Origin of the sequence: Flavobacterium sp. YO12 (assembly GCF_004119495.1) — a bacterium.
Taxonomy (GTDB): Bacteria; Bacteroidota; Bacteroidia; order Flavobacteriales; family Flavobacteriaceae; genus Flavobacterium.
Genome location: NZ_NRQU01000005.1, coordinates 36,184 through 55,932, shown reverse-complemented (window position 1 = coordinate 55,932; position 19,749 = coordinate 36,184). Strand labels below are relative to the sequence as shown.

Here is a 19,749-nt window from a genome sequence, read left to right as displayed (position 1 = left end):
AAACCAAACATGAACAAAAAGATGTTTTCGATAAGCAAAAGTCTTGTAATAGTGCTTTGTTTAATCATGGGATCGTCTGTGTTTTCGCAGCAAGCAGCCATAAAGAGAATGGGATCAACAGATACACAGTCTTTTGATGATAACTGGCTCTTTTCAAGATACGGATCTCAAGCGGACGGATTAGTAAAAGAAGAACCTAAAAATTTAGAAGCAGTTTCTTTAAACGAATCTAATTGGGAAAAATTAAATCTACCGCACGATTGGGCGATCAAAGGACCTTTTAGAATTGAATTAAGAGGCGAAACTGGAAAATTGCCTTGGAAAGGAATTGGCTGGTATCGCAAGCATTTTACGGTTCCTGCTTCAGATTCTGGTAAACAAATTTTTGTTGATTTTGATGGGGCTATGGCCAATGCAAAAATTTATTTAAACGGAAATTATGTTGGAACATGGCCGTTTGGTTATAATTCTTTCCGCATGAATTTGACTCCGTTTTTAAAATTTGGTCAAGAAAATATTTTAGCTGTTCGTTTAGATACTGAAAATTGGGATTCCCGTTGGTATCCAGGTGCCGGAATTTATCGTCATGTTTGGCTGGTAAAAACGAGTCCCGTACACGTTGCGCATTGGGGAACTTTTGTGACAACGCCAAATATTACCAAAGAAGCAGCTGATATTAAAGTATTGGTAAACGTACAAAATGCTTCAAATAAGCCTGTAAAAGCAGTTGTTACAACTGATTTATATGAAATTGATATTAATGACAATCTCAAAGTAAAAGTAGGTTCATTAATTACTTCAACACTCGATATTAAAGCTAACGGAAGTGAAGAGGCAGAAACACATTCGGTTTTGAACAATCCTAAATTATGGGATTTAAAAACACCAAATCGTTATGTAGCACAAACAAAAATCAGCGTCGACGGAAAAGTAGTTGATACGTATAATACTCCTTTTGGTATTAGAACCATTGAGTTTACACCAAGAAACGGATTTTTATTAAATGGAAAAAGAGTAGAAATATTTGGAACCTGCAACCACCATGATTTAGGGGCGCTGGGTGCTGCCATTAATACATCAGCATTAAAAAGACAATTAGTAATGTTGAAAGAAATGGGTTGTAACTCATTACGAACTTCTCATAATCCGCCTGCTCCAGAATTGTTAGAATTAGCTGATAAAATGGGATTTTTAGTTTGGGATGAAGCTTTTGACGCGTGGAGAATCGGAAAAAAGAAATTTGATTACAATGTGATTTTTGACGAATGGCATGAAAGAGATTTAATGGCATTGGTTCGTAGAGACAGAAACAATCCTTCGGTATTTATTTGGTCAATTGGAAACGAAGTTCCAGATCAGCAAAACGTAAAATTAACCAAAGAATTGGCTGATATTATGCGCAGAGAAGATCCAACACGCCCAATTTCTAACGGTTATAATGACCCTGACGGAGGTAGAGGTTCAGGAGCAGCTATGGCACTTGACATTATGGGAGTAAATTACTTTTTTGACCAGCAGCCAAAATGGGATGTTGATCCGAGATATGCAAATAAACCAACGCTTGGAAGCGAAACCGCTTCGACTGTAAGTTCAAGAGGAGAATATTTCTTTGATGATAAATTCGATAAAAAATCTTGGCAGATTTCCTCTTATGATGATGCTTTTCCGGGTTGGGGATGTTCACCAGATACACAATTTCGCACCAATGCAAAATACCCGCATTTATTAGGAGAATACGTTTGGACAGGTTTTGATTATTTGGGTGAGCCAACGCCATACAATTCAGATGAAACGAATTTATTGAATTTTAGAACAGATCCTTCTAAACAAAAAGAATTAGAAGCAAAATTGGCAGAATTACAAAAAAGTAATCCGCCGTCAAGAAGCAGTTATTTTGGGATTATCGATTTGGCTGGATTTCCAAAAGACCGTTATTACAGCTACAAATCACATTGGAGACCAGACGTTCCTACAGCGCACATTCTGCCTCATTGGAACTGGAGCGAAAGAGTTGGGAAAGTTGTTCCTGTACACGTTTATACTTCTGGAAATGAGGGTGAATTATTCTTAAACGGAAAAAGCCTTGGAAGAAAGAAAATGGAAGCTGGAAAAGATTTCCGTTTAACTTGGGATGATGTAGTGTATACACCGGGTGATCTGAAAGTGGTTTGTTATAAAAATGGCAAAGTATGGGCAACAGATATTGTTAAAACAACAGGAGCAGAGGCAAAATTAAAAATGGCAGCAGATAGAACAGAAGTTCTTGCAGACGATGTTGATTTGGTTTTTGTAACAGTTGATGTTACTGATAATAGTGGTTTAGTAGTTCCACGTTCAAATCCATTAGTGAAATTTTCAATTGAAGGAGCTGGAGAAATTGTAGCTACAGATAATGGTGATGCCACTAGTTTTGTACCGTTTCAAAGTACAGAAAGACCTGCTTTTAATGGAAAAGTGTTAGTAATTGTTAAAGCTAAAAAAGGGCAGAAAGGACAATTTACAGTAAAAGCAGAAAGTGCAGGATTACAAGGTGCTTCCGCAACAATCAGAATTAAATAATAAACAAACAAAATAAACTTAAAATGATTAAAAAGATAATCTTAACCGCTTTGTTCGTAGGAACATCTATTGCGGGCAGTGCGCAGAACAAAATTGCTGCAAAAGATATTGCCGAAAAAATGAAATGGTTTGAAGATGCTAAGCTTGGGATTTTTATTCATGCTGGAATTTATTCCGTTGCCGATGTTTCTGAATCTTGGAGTTTTCACAATGGAAAAATTTCGGTAGAAGATTATATGAAACAGCAAAAAAGCTACACTTTGAGTAAATACGATCCTGCAGCTTGGGCAGATATGATTAAAGATTCGGGTGCTAAATATGCTGTAATTACAACAAAACACCACGATGGTGTTGCAATGTATGATACTAAATTAGGTAAGTTGAGTTCAGTAAAAACAACTCCTGCCAAAAAAGATATGATTAAACCATTCTTTGAAGAATTACGCAAGAGAGATATTAAATGCGGTGCTTATTTTTCATTAATCGATTGGACGCACAACGATTATCCAGGTTTCTTGAAAGATAAAGCACGTTATGATATTAAAAAAGAACCAGCTCGCTGGGAGCGTTTCCAGAAATTCTTTCAAGGACAAATTAAAGAAATTTCAGATTGGTACAACCCAGATTTATGGTGGTTTGATGGTGATTGGGAACATAGTGCTGATGAATGGCAGGCTGAGAAAACGCGTAAAATGATGTTAGATAGAAATCCAAACACAATCATTAACGGACGTTTGCAAGGTTATGGCGATTATGATACACCAGAACAAAACTTTCCGGTTGTGCGTCCAGCATTCAAATGGTGGGAATTATGTATGACGATGAATGAAAACTGGGGATACCGTGTGAGCGATAACAATTGGAAAACACCTTACGAAATCATTACGATTTTTGTAGATGCAGTTTCAAACGGAGGAAATTTATTACTTGATATAGGACCAAAACCTGACGGAACATATCCGGAGACAGTTGTTTCAACATTGAAAGAACTTGGAGATTGGAACAGAAGAAATGGTGAAGGTATTTTTGGAACTATTCCGGGAATTCCGTTAGGACATTTTTATGGACCAACTACGCTTTCTAAAGACTCAAAAACACTTTACTTATTTGTACACGGAAAAACTTCAGGACAATTGATGTTAAAAGGTCTTGATAATAAAATTCAAGATATTACAGTTTTAGGATCAAATGTAAAATTAACGCACAAAGTAGTAGGGAAAATTTCTTGGAGCGCAGTTCCGGGATTGGTTTATATTGATTTACCAGAGAATACAGCAGATAAATATGTGACTTGTATCAAAGTAACATTAGATGCGCCAATTAAATTATACAGAGGTCAAGGAGGTTTCTTGACGAATTAATAAAAGCATAAAAAATGTCATCTTCAACTTTTGAGGATGGCATTTTTTATAAAGAAGACATTCAATCCATTCAGTACAACAGCAGTATTATCATGAACAAAAAAACACTTTTAATAGTTTTATTTCTTGGAGTTCAAACCATTTTTTCACAGAACACTCCAAAGTATAAAAATCCAAAATTACCCGTAGACGAACGCGTTCAGGATTTATTATCCCGAATGACAGTTAAGGAAAAATTTTGGCAGATGTTTATGATTCCCGGCGATTTGTCTGATGGAGCAGAGAATTATAAAAACGGAATTTTTGGCTTTCAGGTAAGTGCCAAAGGAAGTACCGATGCAAGTAATCAAATTTTAGATTACAGCGCAGCAAGTAACGCAAAAGAAACAGTAAAATTAATCAACAAAATGCAGAAGTATTTTGTCGAAAAAACACGTTTAGGAATTCCTATAATCGCTTTTGATGAAGCATTACACGGATTAGTAAGAGACGGAGCAACAGCATTTCCGCAATCTATTTCATTGGCTGCAACATTTGATCCCGGATTAATGAAAAGAGTTTCGACTGCGATTGCATTAGAATCAAAAAGCCGCGGAATTCGTCAAATTTTATCACCTGTTGTAAATCTAGCTTCAGATGTTCGCTGGGGGCGCGTTGAGGAAACGTATGGTGAAGATCCTTTTCTTTCTTCAAAAATGGGAGTCGCTTATGTGTCGTCTTTTGAAGAAAGAGGAGTAATCACAACTCCAAAACATTTCCTTGCAAACAGCGGAGACGGCGGTCGTGATAGTTATCCAATTGATTACAACGAACGTTATTTAGAAGAATATCAGTTTCCTCCATTCCGTGCCTGCTTTAATGAAGGCGGAAGCCGAAGCGTTATGACTTCATACAATACCATAAACGGAAGTCCTTGCACAGCAAATGACTGGCTGTTGAATAAAAAACTAAAAGGCGAAATGAATTTTAAAGGATTCATCATTTCGGATGCAAATGCTGTTGGCGGAGGAAATGTATTGCATTATACGGCAAAAGATTACCCTGAATCAAGTGCAAATGCGATCAATAATGGCTTAGATGTTATTTTTCAAACAGCCTACGATCATTATAAATTATTTCAGCCGCCTTTCTTAGACGGAAGAATAGATATGAAAAATATTGACGAAGCCGTAACGAGAGTTTTGAGATTAAAATTTGAATTGGGTTTATTCGATAATCCATATGCTGATGAAAGAGAAACGAACAAATGGAACGGAAATCCTGCTCATAAATTATTAGCAAGAGAAGCGGCAGAAAAAGGAATGGTTTTGTTAAAAAATGATAACAATGTACTACCTCTTAAAAAATCAATACAATCAATTGCCTTAATAGGAAATGATATCACCGAAGCACGTTTAGGTGGTTATAGTGGTCCCGGAAACGGAAAAGTAAGTATGCTTGACGGTATAAAAGCAAAGCTAGGTTCGTCAGCTGTAATTAATTTGGCAGAAGGCTGTGCAAGAAGAAATATTGAATATACTGTTGTTCCGTCTGCTAATTTATTCAGCGTTGAAAAAGGAAAAGCCGTAAACGGATTATCAGCAGAATATTTCAATAATGTACAATTAAGCGGAACTCCTGCTTTGATAAGATTAGATAATACAATTAGTTTTGATTGGACATTATACTCTCCAGATCAAGAAAAAATTAATTATGATTTTTATTCTGCAAAGTGGACAGGAAAAATAAAATCGCCAGTATCAGGAACTTATAAAATTGGTTTTGAAGGTAACGATGGTTACCGTTTGTATTTGAATGGAAAACTGATTATTGACAATTGGAAAAGCCAAACGTATTCGGCAAAATTGGTTGATTTCAATTTTGAGAAAGATAAAGAATACGATATTAAAATTGAGTTTTTTGAATCGCAGGGTTATGCTAAATTCAAATTAGTTTGGAACGTAGGAGTTGATAATGATTGGCAAAAGAAGATTGAAGAAGCTGTTGCAGCGGCTAAAAAATCTGATGTTGCTGTAATTGCCGCGGGAATTGAAGAAGGAGAATTTAACGATAGAGCGTATTTAGGTTTACTGGGACATCAGGAAGAATTAATCAACGCCGTTGCTGCAACAGGAAAACCAGTTGTTGTAGTTTTAGTAGGAGGGAGCGCCATTACAATGGATAAATGGATCAATAACGTGCCTTCGATTTTGGATGTTTGGTATCCGGGTGAAGACGGAGGTCATGCTTTTGCCAATATTCTATTTGGAGATAAAAACCCAGCAGGACGTTTGCCTATCACGTTTCCTGTTTTCGAGGGACAGCTGCCATTAGTTTATAATCATAAACCAACTGGACGTTCTGATGATTATACCAATTTAAACGGAGCACCTTTGTTTCCATTTGGTTTCGGATTAAGTTATTCGACTTTTGAATACAGCAATTTGCGATTCGACAAAAAACAAATCGGAAAATCAGAAACCACAAAAGTGTATTGCACCATAAAAAATACGAGTAAAGTTGATGGTGACGAAGTGGTTCAATTGTACGTAAGAGATCTTTTATCGTCTATCACCCAGCCGATAAAACAAATGAAAGGTTTTCAGAGAATTTCGCTTAAAGCTGGAGAATCAAAAGAAGTTTCGTTTGAGATTAACAAGGAAGTTTTACAAATGCTAAATGAAGATATGAAATGGGTTGTTGAACCTGGAGATTTCAGAATTATGATTGGAGCTTCGTCAAGAGACATTCGATTAAGAGAAATTATTACAGTGACCAAATAATCTTGAGTTTTAGCTAGGAAGATTTAAACCTCAGAATAAAAAAAATACAAAAGAAATTTAAAGAATATGAAAAAAATAATTTTTGCAATACTGTTAAGTACATTACTATTTAGTAATCAGGTTACAGGGCAAAAACTTGAAATATTTAATCAGGTAAGAGTACAGCATGATGATAAATGCAAAGACTTTTCGACTGATGCTAATGGAAACGTTTATTATGGCGGTGGGCAATATGTTTTTAAAAAACTGACTTTTCCAAAGCAAAAAGTAAATACTAAATACGAAATTAATGTTAGCGTGATTTCGGGCGGTGATCGTTACGATAGAGCAGGATCAATTTTTGTTCTTCCGGTTGATAAGAACAATTCATTAGAAGAAGTAGTCAAAGGAAAAAAGTTTGCTTCAAGTGAATATACTAAAATCAAAATGATAGCTCCAGAAGGTAACTTTGCGCCAACAGTAGAATTAATGCGTTTTATGACCACTTTTGGTATTGGCTTTTTTAGCAATGACTCATTACAGCGCAAACCCGTTTACATTCCGTATTGGGAGAAAGAGGTGAGATGGAAAGAAGATATTTCGCAGTTTTCAACTTTACTTCAAAGTGAAGTTTGGGTTGGAGTTCATATAGGAAACTACACTAAAGGAGGACATATTGTAAACGCCTCTATAAATCTTACTCCAAGCGAGTTAAGCTGTGATCTGCCAAAGAATAGAATCGTTGTCCCAATTTTGAATACAGAGCCTTTTGGACCAAATCAAGGTAATGATGAATTATTTGCTTACAAAGATTTTCAAGTAGAGTTCAATCTGCCAAAAGGAGCAAAGAACCTAAAACTATATTATATCACAACAGGTCATGGAGGTCATGGTGAAGGTGATGAATTTGTTAAGAAACAGAACATTGTAAAAATAGATGGAAAAAAAGTAATTGATTTTATTCCGTGGAGAGATGATTGCGCTAGTTTTCGTCGATTCAATCCGGGAACGGGAGTTTGGTTGAAGAAAAGAAAAGCGCCTTATATTCAGGATGATAAAGGAACTTATGCAGTAAAAGAAATTGAAGAACCAATTGCAAGCAGTGATTTAAGCCGTTCTAATTGGTGTCCGGGAAGTAATGTTCCGCCTATGATTGTTCCATTAGAATTAAATGAAGGAAAACATACCGCCATTTTTAGTATTCCAGAAGCTCAAAAAAATGCTAACGGAACTTCAAATCACTGGATGGTAAGTGCTTATGTTGTTTATGAACTTTGATAAAAAGGGCAGAAAGAGACTTTTTTTTGAGTTTAAAAGAAGCAGTTTACACTAAAAATCGGAGTGCTTTATGAGAAAAGCATCAGTTTATAAAAACAAATGCAAATAAAAGCTTACAATTTTAAAAATTAGAAAAAGTAAGAGAGTAAAATTTTAAAATGAAGGGATGATTATTTAATGAAGTTAATAAATTGATAAAAATGAAAATGTTAAAAAAAGTTACATTTATTACAAAATTGTTATTTGTTAAAGAGAATTAAGCTTAACATATATTTATGTTAAATAATTTATAATAACACTGATTTTTTTCTTCATTTTTTTGAAGTTTTAATTTTTCTCAAATTTTGGTGCTTTTTAAAGGTTTGTCAGAAAAATAATATTCATTTAATTGCTTGTGTTTGTTTTATTTGAGATCAATTAGGAGTAAAATTGGGTTATGCTTTTTTTAAATGTTAAAAAAGTCATTTTGCTGCAAAAAAAAATACTAAAACGTTTTTGTAAATCGTTTTATTAAAATATATTTGTTTTAATAAATTAACTAAGGTTTAAGATAAACTTAACGTTTTATGAAAAAAAAGATCACTATCAAAGATATCGCTAAGGCGGCAAATGTATCGGTAACTACGGTTTCATTTGTTCTTAATGATAAAGGTGAGAAGATGGGGATAAGTAAGGAAGTGATCAAAAAAGTTTTTAAGGTTAGTGAAGAAATGAAATTTAAACTCAATATGATCGCCAGCAGTTTAAGAACTGGTAAAACAAGATCGATTGGGCTTATTGTAGAAGATATTTCAAATCAGTTTTTTTCTGATTTAGCAAGAGTAATAGAGAGTGAAGCAATAGACTTAAATTATAGAGTCTTTTATTGCAGTACGGGTGGAAATGATGAACGTGCAGTTGAGTTAGTTAATAGTTTATTGCAGGCAAATGTTGATGGGTTTATTATAACGCCAACCGAGAATATGAAATCGACTATAGACAGACTGTTAGAGTTACAATGTCCGGTTGTTTTAGTCGATCGTTATTTTGAAGAGCAGGAGGTTAGCCATGTAGTACTTGATAATTTTGAGGGAGCAGAAACGGCAACACATTATTTATTAAAAAAAGGATTTCGAAAAATTGCATTTGTCACCAACTCTTCTCAGTTGATTCAGATGAATTTGAGAAAGCAAGGATATACAAAAGCATTAAAAGAAGTGGGATTATATGATGAATCTAAAATTTTAGATTTAGAGTATCATATTAGTGAAGAAGAACGAATTGAAAAGATCTCTGAATTTTTGGATAAAACAAGTGATATAGATGCAGTTTTGTTTGGAGCAAATTATTTGCTTCTTGCTGGATTACAGTCTTTAAGCAAGCTTGGGTTAAGAATTCCTGTAGATAAAGCAGTTATTAGTTTTGATGATCATGACAGTTTTAGACTTCATTCGCCATCAATAACTGTATTATCACAGCCAATTGAAGAGATGGGAAAAAAACAATCAAATTGTTGATGAAGCAAATGACTGACGGCAGCAATTATAAGGTTGTAAAAGAAAAGAAAAAAGGAAGTTTGACAATAAGGGAATCGGTTTAAAAATTGCACCCTTTTTTTTAAAGAATATCACTAAAACGATATAGTTGAATTAGTAAGCAACTCAAGAGAGCTAAACAAATTATTAAATAAAAACAAAGACGCTTATGATGTAAAAGAAATAGAAAAAATGTTATTCAGGAAACTTAAATTATTACTAAATGCTGAAAGGGTAAATTAAGTAATATAGAATTAAAGGTTTTAGTATTTACTATTTTTTAAAAATTCAGAACCTTTCAATTTAAACAAAAATTAAAACCAAACCAAACTAATATTAATTATGAGAAAACTGTTATACAAATCACTGTTAGTTTTTCTAATGGTATTGTGCTACGAAGGAGTTAGTGCACAAAATAAAACAATCTCCGGTGTAATTACAGACAACGCAAATCTTCCTATTCCTTCAGTTATTGTTAAGGAAAAAGGAACGAAACAAGAAACGCTTACTGATGAGAATGGAGCATTCAAGATTTCAGTTAAAGAAGGTGCTACAATCGTTATAAGTTCGATTGGGTTTAAAACAACAGAATTAAAAGCTGTTGATGGAATGGAAGTTAAGCTGGCAAGCGCAACAAATGAACTTGAAGGAGTTACAGTTACCGCTTTAGGACAAACTAAAAAGAATAAAGCAATTGGTTATGCGACAAGTATAATCAAAGCGGATGCGATCACAAAAACAGCATCTCCAACAATTGCTAACTCTTTGTATGGTAAAGCGCCAGGTGTTCGTATTACTTCTACTCCGGGTGGAGCAGGAGCAATCAATATCCAGATTCGTGGAATCAACTCTATTACAGGTAGAAATCAGCCGCTTATCATTTTAGATGGTGTGCCTATTCGTGATGGTGAGGTAAACAATAGTGATTACTGGAATGAGCAACGTGTTAAAAACAATGGTTTAGCAGATATTAACCCTGAAGATATTGAGAATATTTCTATTCTTAAAGGTGCATCTGCAGCTGCTTTATACGGTTCTGAAGCTGTAAATGGAGTTGTATTGATTACTTCTAAATCAGGTAAAGGAAAAAAAGGATTAGGTGTAGATTTTAGTACTAGTTACTCTGGCAATGAAATTGCATACTTACCTAGATTTCAATATGCAAGAGGTCCAGGATGGTCAAATGCAAATTTTTCTACAGGATTTTTAGCTCCGAATGGTTTTACACAGTATGATACAAATGGAGACGGTACACCTGACACTAGAGGAGTTTCTAATAGTAGTTATAACTATGGTCCTTGGTTCGACGGGCAACCAGTTATGACTTGGGATGGAGTAGTTCGTCCTTATTCACCTCAAAAAGATGGATACAAAAATATGTTTCAAAATGCTTGGGATGCAACGACAAACATTGCACTTACAAACAATACAGAAAACAGCAACACTCGTTTTTCTTACACACATATTGAATCAGAAGGTTTAAGTATGGGGAACAACAACAAGAAAAACAACTTTAACTTAAATGCATCTTTCAAAACAGGTAAATTAAAAACAGACGTAATTGTAAGTTATTTGAATCAAAATATTACTAACCGTGCATATGGTATGGATCGTTTGGTTAATAATTTCACAGGTATGATTAGTCCATTTTCTAATGGAGATTGGTACAAAGCAAGATACAAAACGAGCTTAGGATATAAATATGTTACGGGTAAAGACACTCAAAGTTTAACTCCAAGTGAGAATATTTACCGTAATGGTTTTAGAGGTGATATTGCTGATTATTTTTGGAATACAAATGCTAAAAGACAAACTGAAATTACAAACCGTTTAATTGCCAGTGTTACTGAAACGCTTGCAATTACAAATGAGTTAACATTACGCGGTCGTATTTCGACTGACTTAACTTCGGTAAATACAGAAAATAAAAATCCGGTTGAGATACCTTTAGTTTATAAATTTGGTAGTGAAGGTGATTCTTCTGGATCTTTTTTAATGGATGCTCAGGATTATAATATTCTTTATGGAGATGTATTATTGACATACAATAAAAAAATTAATGAAGATTTTGGTGTAAATGCTGTTTTGGGATATTCTGGTACGCAAGAAACGGGAAGAACAGTATCTCGTTTTACAAATGGAGGTTTAAGTGTTGAAGGTTGGTATGATATGAACTCATCTATAGGAACACCTCTTAGTAAAAGTACAAGATACGAGACAGTAAAAGATGCGATTTTTGGAACTTTAAGCGGTAGTTTTAGAAACTATTTGTTTATTGAAGGAACGATCAGAAGAGACCGTACTTCTACTATGAACCCAAATAACAATGCCTTTACTTATCCTTCTGTTAACTCAAGTTTTATATTGTCTGATGCGGTTGCATTACCAGAATTTATCAGTTATGCAAAAATGAGAGGTTCTTGGGGTATAGTGGGTAACTATCCAGATCGTTACAGAGCTAACGTTGCGTTTGCTCAAAACACATTAGGAACTCAAGGTACAGCAAATCCTGTTTTGATTACAAATTCTCAGGATATTTATGGAAATGAAGGAATTAAACCTGAAATGAAAAATGAATATGAGCTTGGTTTTGAAACCAAGTTCTTTGATAGAAGATTAGGGTTAGATTTTTCTTACTACAATGCAAAAATTAAAGATCAAATTCTTGACATGACTTTAGCACCAACTACGGGAGCTAGCAAAATTTTAGCAAACGTAGGGGAATTAAATAACAAAGGATTCGAGATTGCTTTAACAGGTTCTCCTTTTAGAACTCAAGATTTTTCTTGGGATGTAACTTTAAACTGGGCTAAAAACATCAACAAGATTGTAAAATTAGCTAACGGTGCAAGTGAATTATTACATGCTGATTATGATGGATCTGCAGCTCAATTAAAATCTGTAGTAGGTGACCCAATGGGAGGTATTTATGCTCACCCTGTTAAAACCGATGCTAATGGAAATAAAATGGTTGACTCAGATGGTTTTTATATGATTGATGGAGACAAATGGGAAAAGTACGGATCAGCAATGGCAAAAGGTGTGGGAGGTTTATTGAACACATTCACGTATAAAAATTTCACTTTAGATGTAAATATCGATTATTCGTACGGAGGTTCTTTGATGCCAACAGGTATCAGCTGGATGACAGCTTTAGGTTTAACGGAGGAATCATTGAATGCTAGTACAAACGAGCGTGGTGGTTTAACGTATTACATGGACAATGGTAAGGGAGTTCAGGTTCCAAACAGTGCAACTGCAGGTCCAGCTGGTCAACCAGTATTCCGTGATGGTATGTTAATGGATGGTGTTAATGTAGATGGTACTCCAAATACAAATGTGGTTTCTCAAGCGGGTTATTATGTTACTACTTATAACTGGGGAGGACCACAATACAGTAGTTCACGTTATGAATTATACGTTAAAAAGAATGATTATGTGAAATTAAGAGAGTTATCTCTTGGATTCAATGTTCCATCTTCATACGCTAGTAAAATTGGTGCTACTAAATTAAGTCTTTCTTTATTTGGACGTAACTTGTTCTACATCTACAGAACCATTAAAGATATGGATGCTGAAGCAACTACTTCTGGATCTAGATGGGATAAAAACGTAAACAATGCTGGTGTAAGTCCTTCTACAAGAAGTTATGGAGTAATGTTAAGAGCATCTTTCTAATTGCGTAAATTATAATTAAAAAACAGACAACATGAGAAAATTATTATATATATCATTAACGACAGCGGCGATCTTTTTGGGCTCTTGTTCAGACAGTGATTTTGAAAATGCGTATAAAGATCCATCTACTGTAACGGCAACAAATGTACCTAAGCAGTTTGCGGGGTTTATGAAAATTAACTTTGAGGATGTTATCCCGTCGTATTGGAATTACTTTACGGTGATTAGAACAACTTCTTTGAATTATACTCAAGCTCACGGTATTGTTAATGCAGCAGGACGTTTTGTTCCTGGAGCAGCAGTAACGAACAGATGGGATAGATATTATAAATTCATTACGCAGTACAGAGAGTTGGAAAAAGTAATGGCTTCTTTAACTCCAGCAGAGCAGGCAGAAAATAGAATTTATACGGTTACTTCTACAATTTACTTGTACGATCATACCTCAAAAATGATTGATAATTTTGGAGATATTCCTTTCTCTGAAGCAGGTAAAATTAGTACGACTGGTGGTAATTATGATGCTGCAGCAGCTAAGTACGACAATCAAACGGAGCTTTACATCAAAATGTTAGATGAGTTAAAAGCTTTTTCTACTGAATTGAATACAATTACTTTGTCTCCTAAGGTGGTAGTAGAATTCAAAAACCAAGACTTGATTAACAAAGGAAACTTGGTAATGTGGCAAAACTACTGTAATTCTTTGCGATTGAAATTGTTAAACAGAGTTTCTGCGGTTCCGGCTTTTGCCGCTAGAGCAAATTCAGAAATAGCTGCAATCATAGCGGAGGCAAAAATTGTTGATGAAAATGCAGAGAATATCGCATTTAGAGTTTATACTCAAGATACAGATTTAGATACTTCTGGTTTCTTTGATGCTTTAGAATCAGGAAATAACAATCTTGCACCAAAACCAATGATTGATCATATGAATGCTAACAGCGATCCACGTGAACCTTGGTTGTTTGAAATAGGGGCAAGTGCAACAAGTTATGTAGGTCTTGATCCGTTGATGATATCAGGAGCTCAAGATCAGTTAATTGCTGATACTAAAATAGCGATTTACAATAGATCTGTAATTAGTAGAAACAAGTGGCTTCCTGGAACATTGATTAATGCTGCTGAAGTAAACTTACTTCTTGCAGAGTATTATTCAAGAAGCGGTAATAGTGGTGCTGCAAAAACGTCTTTCGAAAAAGCAATTAGACAATCTATTGAGTATTATGTAAGATTGGGAGATAAAGCGGATGTTTTAACTTGGAAACCAGCAACAGAGCCTACAACAGCTGAAATTGATGCTTATATTGCAAAAATCAACTTTGCAGGAGCAACAACAGCAGCAGATCAATTGAAGTTAATTGCTTTCCAAAAGTACATTCACTACAACATCATGCAGGCTGATGAAACTTGGGCTGAACAAAGAAGATTAAAACTTCCAGCACTTAGTTTCATGGAAGATGAAACAAGCACAATCAGAAAGACACCTCCAACTCGTTGGACATATCCAAACTCTGAGCGTGTTTATAATACAACAAATTACAATACTGTTAAAGACAAAGATAATTTAAGTACCAAAATTTTCTGGGACGTAAAATAATTTCATTTTTAATGTTTGGTTAGTAATTGGTGAACCCCAGATTCAGGATATTTCTTGATTCTGGGGTTCTTAGTTTAGAACTGATTTTTTTTCAAGAAAAGTTCTTTAGCATAAGTTATACAATTACGGCATAAAAAAATCGGCGGACAAGCAGTTACTTCAACTGTAGTTCGCCGATTTTTATTTTAAATAGATTATTTTCTTTAGTTTTTTTGATCGTGCCGTAAAGAAGAGATTAAGTGTGAAAGTTAGGGGTAATCAAAAGTTTAACCGCAAAGTACACAAAGAAAAAGAACGCAAGGCTCGCAAAGTTAAAGTGAAACTTTGCGAGCCTTGCGTAAATCTTAGCGCTCTTAGCGGTAAAAAAAATAGGTTGTAAAAGAGAATTTTAAAGCATTTTAATTCTGCTTAATAAAAGTCAAAGGTTGTTCATAATTTGCAATAGAAACTAGCGCATTATAAATGTATTTTGAGACTAAAGCACCGCCTTCGCTGTTAATTAAAGCAGTATCATCTTCGGGAGTGTGATATTGCGGATGTCCTCCAGTATGCAAGCCTACAGCCGAAATATCATTTTTGTAAAAAGTAACATGGTCAGAACCGCCAACATCACCAGCAAAAACAACTGGATTTAGTCCGCTGCCTTCGCCTAGTTTTTTCATCAATTCAACTCCATCGGGAAAAGTTCCTGCACCGCCCATATAAAGTTCTTTTTTGTCGTTTAATCTTCCAACCATATCCATGTTGATCATTACTTTAACAGCATTTTTAGCTACAGGTAAGTGATTTACAAAGTATTTTGAGCCCAATAAACCTTCTTCTTCAGCGCTGAAAGAAATAAAAATAATACTTCTTTTGGGAGCAGTTTTACTATGGTGAAATTCTTCTAATATCGACAAAAGTGCCGAAACACCAGAAGCATTATCATCGGCTCCATTGTGAATAGCAAGCGTATCCTTTTTCTTGCTGCCAGAACCTTTTCCGCCCCATCCCCAATGATCGTAATGAGCACCAATAACAATAAATTCGTTTTTCAAATTTTCATCTGAACCTTCAAGATATCCAACCACATTTTGAGTTGATACACTGTCTGATTTTATTTTATTAATATCAGGCTTCATGAATATTTTAAAAGGCTGATAATAGCTGTTATTGAATTTTTTTAATCCAAATTTTTTGAAATACTTTTTAATGTAAGCTGCAGCTTCGTTGTTGCCTTTTGTTCCTGCAAGACGTCCTTCCAGCTTATCTGAAGCCAAATAAGTATCGTGCTTAAGAAATTTATCAGCAGAAAATGTAGATTGTGCAGTTCCTTTTTCGACCGCTATAAAAGCAACTGCAGAAAAGAGAATAACTTTTTTAAACATGTTTGTAATAATTAATTTTTATGATATTTTAAATAAGCCCATAAAATTCAACGATCTTATGAGCTTATTGAATTATTGTATCTGCATTTCGATTATAGTATCAATTGCATCGATTTTGACACCATTTAAATACACAAATGTTCCTTCAGGCTGCTGTTTGAATTTCAGTTCTTTTTTGCTGTCCATTAAATAACACTTTTTAATTTTTTGCTTCATTTCAGGAATAAAAATATAATCAGCTTGGTTAGGAGCTTTGATAATGTGTGCAAACCAAGTTTTATCTTTAGCAGTAAATACACCCCAATCCTGCGGCTTCATTACATTGCCTCTTGTTCCGTAAATTGTATTTCCGTTTTTACCCATCCAAACTCCAATTTCTTTTAACGTTTCAACAAATTCGGGCTGAATAGTTCCATCCGCCATTGGACCAACATTCAAAAGAAAATTAGCATTCAAACTAGCTGCATTGATTAAGTAATGAACTAAATCTTTAGTCGATTTGTATTTGCGGTCATTAATATTAAATCCCCAAGAATTGTTCATGGTTTCGCAAGTTTCCAAAGGCAATTGAGAAACAGATTGTCCGCCAAATCCTGTCGAATTTCCACCCGGTAAATCTTTCTCAAAAGCTTGAAAATCTTCGCCTTGTATAGGTGTAAGATGATGATTGTTTGAAATTAAACAATTAGGCTGTAAAGTATGAATCAGTTTGTAAATATCGTCGTAATGCCAATTTACTTTAGACTGCAATGTTTTATCAGTATCATTATCCAATTGATCCCAATGACCGTCAAACCAAATACCGCCAATTTCGCCATAATTAGTCAGCAATTCTGTTAATTGACCCTTCATAAAGCGAATATAGCTTTCCCAATCACTTTTTTGAGTTCTGCCTGTTCCTTTTCCTGTTTTTCCAGTTTCGTATTGATAATCAGATCTAGTCCAGTCTAAAAGCGAATAATAGCAAAATAATTTGATCCCTTCTTTATGACACTCATCTGCCAGTTCCTTCAGTAAATCTCTTTTAAAATGCGTATTGGTAATTTTCCAATCCGATAATTTCGTGTCAAAATTGCTAAAACCATCATGATGACGTGTAGTAAAAGTAATGTATTTCATTCCAGCACTTTTTGCAATACTTACCCATTTTTTGGCATCAAAATCTTGCGGATTAAAAACATTAATCAACCTTCCGTATTCCGTTACTTTGATATTTTGATTGTTCATAATCCATTCGCCGTTACCCAAAACGCTGTATGGACCAAAGTGAATAAACATACCAAATTTATCATCCTGAAATTCTTTCCTGTTTTTTAGATTGCCTTCAGTAGGAGTGTAGGTTTGAGCCATTATTGCCGTTAAGCTCATTGAGAATAACAGCAGGCAAAGTGTGATTTTTTTCATGGTTTTTTTGAAGTTAGGTGGTTTGATAGTAAAGTTTTAATAGTAAAAAATAGAATTAACTCGTTTGGCGTAATTGTTTTAACACATAGAAACATAGTTTTGGAGTACTTAAAAAAGGCGTTTCACTTATTTAAAATGCACATAGTTGTTCTATGTGAAAGAATTGTATTTCTTTTTTGTCACCTCTTGTAGATATAAAATCTATGTTTCTATGTGTTTAATTTTTTAGGAGTTACATCCAACGAGTTAATTTTAATTTTTTGAAGCTTAAATATATAAAGACTTGCCTTTAATCAGTAAGTCGATATTATCTAAGTTTAATTATCAATTACCTTTCTCCAACCAAGAATCCCGAAACATTCCATGCGCTGCTGCTCGTTCCTTCTGGTTTTCCCATCGGAATAGAAACACGAATAGTATGTTTTCCAGGTGTAAGATTTCCTAAATCAATTAAATTTGGATTCGTTGTTGTTCCCGGACACCAGTTAGAACGGCTTAAATCTGATGATGATAAACCATTTCCAAAATTGCCCGAAGCAGGATTACTCAATCGATACGAACCACAATCTGTACGCCAAGGTGTAAATGCAAATACTTCCTTGCCATCAATAAAAATAGAGTTCTTTTTTTGCAAAAATTCATCACCGTTTTCCCAGCCTCCATGACCAGTTGTGGTGTAACTTAATTTAAAGTTTTTATATCCCTGCGGTACTTCAAATGACATTTCCAAACCTTTTTCAGTATCAAACATAGTTGCATAATCTTGCCCCGCCATTTCCATTACGTTTAGTGTATTGAACAAAGGAAGAATAAAATCGCCTTTTTCATTGTTATCTTCGCCTTCGTGAATAGATATATTCAAACTCGCTTTGTGTCCACCTGCATCATAATTCCCAATAAACATTCCGATATAAACCTCCTGATTGCTCAATTTTGGCTGTAATAATGAAATGTCCTGACGATAGAAAGCACTGTCTTGCCAAACCTTATTTTTAAGCTGTAAATAGTTGAAATGTTTTACACCAAACGGAGTAAAAAAGCGCATTAATTCTAACAATGGCGAATAATCATCTGTTGCAGTAACACCTTGATATTTTTTACCATTTCCATTTTCGTAAACAGGAAGTGTTTTTGCGCCATTCTTTAATCCGTCAAGAAAAGAACTTTTTTTATCCATTGGAATCATAAAAACGGAGCCGGTTCTGTCGTAAGCATCACCATTAGATTGCTGTGTTACATCAACAAAAATAGCACTGCCATTTTTTATTTCAGGAAATTTGACTTTTCGAACAATAATAGTACCACTTGCAAATCGGAGAATGCTGTCATTTGATTTTGAATCAGATGAAAAGTTAATTTGCTCTTTTTCGAAAACTGAAATATTAGTGAAACGGCTTTTCCATAATAAGTCTTTATATGTCAGCTGGTCAACAGTTTGTACAGCAGGTATTTTTAAAATAGCAGGAACCGTTTTTAGAATCTCGATTTTTGAAGCTGTAACAATAGAATTTCCGTTACGATTAGTTTCTAGAACTAAACCTAAATCTTGTCCAAGAACACTCGGTCCGCCTTTTAAACCTAATTCATTCGTGTACCAAATTTCTATTTTATTTGAGTTTACAGATGTTGTAGCTTTCTTGCAGGTATAATTCAGGATTTTTTTAGTTTCATTACTAAACTCAAACTTTTGTTTTCCCAAAGCCTCGCTATCCTGACCAAGAATAGATTTATTTGCTTTAAGCTGTGCCCATTGCAGGATAGTTTTAGAATTAAAATCAACAAAAGTCTGCTCAAAAGGCAAATCTGCTTTTTGCTGCGTGATCTTATCAGATGTTACTAAACTTAAGTCTTTAGAAGCAAATAAAAGCAAAGGATCTTGGTTTTCGCTGATTTTTCCGTTGTAGCTTCTTTGGTAAGTAATTTTTATTGCTTTGGCTGTTTTTTGAGCAAAAGACATTGTAGTTGTACAAAAGATAAAGAGAGCAAATAATGTTTTTTTCATGTTATGGTTTGTTTGGTTTATCAGTTTTTCTGGTCATTTTTACCGCAAAGGGAGCTAAGATTTAATTTTACTTTGCACATAGAAAACACAAAAGTTCGCAAAGCTACATCAACACAAAGCTTTGCGAACTTTGTGTTTTTATAAAACTATAACTTTAAATAATCTTAGCGAACTTTGCGGTTAAATTCATCTTTTAATATTGCTCCATAGTTTTTTGTATTGACCCAGAGCTAATTTGCTAAATCGAT

Annotated in this window: 10 protein-coding genes; 7 read left to right on the top strand and 3 right to left on the bottom strand. The window is 34.4% G+C overall.

Annotated features, from left to right (window positions below):
- The first annotated feature begins 9 nt into the window (after positions 1-9).
- The 7 genes from galB (at position 10) to BOW55_RS02525 (ending at position 14,728) form a co-directional block, all read left to right on the top strand.
- Complete coding sequence (gene galB / locus BOW55_RS02555; protein ID WP_206733580.1) at positions 10-2,559, top strand: beta-galactosidase GalB; 2,550 nt, start codon at positions 10-12, stop codon at positions 2,557-2,559.
- A gap of 23 nt (positions 2,560-2,582) precedes the next feature.
- Entirely contained in the window at positions 2,583-3,920 is a 1,338-nt protein-coding gene (locus BOW55_RS02550; RefSeq protein ID WP_129022844.1) for an alpha-L-fucosidase, read from the top strand.
- A 14-nt stretch (positions 3,921-3,934) separates the two neighbouring features.
- Positions 3,935-6,682, top strand: a complete 2,748-nt coding sequence (locus BOW55_RS02545) for a glycoside hydrolase family 3 protein (protein WP_206733579.1) — start codon at positions 3,935-3,937, stop codon at positions 6,680-6,682.
- 66 nt (positions 6,683-6,748) lie between these two features.
- Positions 6,749-7,939 (top strand): peptide-N-glycosidase F-related protein, encoded by a 1,191-nt coding sequence (locus BOW55_RS02540; RefSeq protein ID WP_129022843.1) that lies wholly within the window; start codon positions 6,749-6,751, stop codon positions 7,937-7,939.
- A gap of 566 nt (positions 7,940-8,505) precedes the next feature.
- Positions 8,506-9,435 carry a LacI family DNA-binding transcriptional regulator gene (locus tag BOW55_RS02535; protein ID WP_241686453.1) on the top strand — a complete coding sequence of 310 codons (930 nt, stop codon included), beginning with the start codon at positions 8,506-8,508 and terminating at the stop codon, positions 9,433-9,435.
- A gap of 360 nt (positions 9,436-9,795) precedes the next feature.
- Positions 9,796-13,131: a SusC/RagA family TonB-linked outer membrane protein gene (locus BOW55_RS02530; protein WP_129022842.1), complete on the top strand. Its 3,336-nt coding sequence runs from the start codon at positions 9,796-9,798 to the stop codon at positions 13,129-13,131.
- A gap of 31 nt (positions 13,132-13,162) precedes the next feature.
- Positions 13,163-14,728 (top strand): SusD/RagB family nutrient-binding outer membrane lipoprotein, encoded by a 1,566-nt coding sequence (locus tag BOW55_RS02525; protein ID WP_129022841.1) that lies wholly within the window; start codon positions 13,163-13,165, stop codon positions 14,726-14,728.
- A 398-nt stretch (positions 14,729-15,126) separates the two neighbouring features.
- On the opposite strand, the gene BOW55_RS02520 is transcribed toward BOW55_RS02525, so the two are convergent.
- From BOW55_RS02520 to BOW55_RS02510, 3 genes are all read right to left on the bottom strand, one after another.
- Positions 15,127-16,095: a M20/M25/M40 family metallo-hydrolase gene (locus BOW55_RS02520; RefSeq protein WP_129022840.1), complete on the bottom strand. Its 969-nt coding sequence runs from the start codon at positions 16,093-16,095 to the stop codon at positions 15,127-15,129.
- 72 nt (positions 16,096-16,167) lie between these two features.
- The gene (locus BOW55_RS02515) at positions 16,168-17,499 is read right to left on the bottom strand and encodes an alpha-L-fucosidase (protein ID WP_129022839.1); all 1,332 of its coding nucleotides are present in this window, start codon (positions 17,497-17,499) and stop codon (positions 16,168-16,170) included.
- Positions 17,500-17,827: 328 nt separating this feature from the next.
- Complete coding sequence (locus BOW55_RS02510; RefSeq protein WP_129022838.1) at positions 17,828-19,501, bottom strand: GLPGLI family protein; 1,674 nt, start codon at positions 19,499-19,501, stop codon at positions 17,828-17,830.
- Positions 19,502-19,749: the final 248 nt, after the last annotated feature.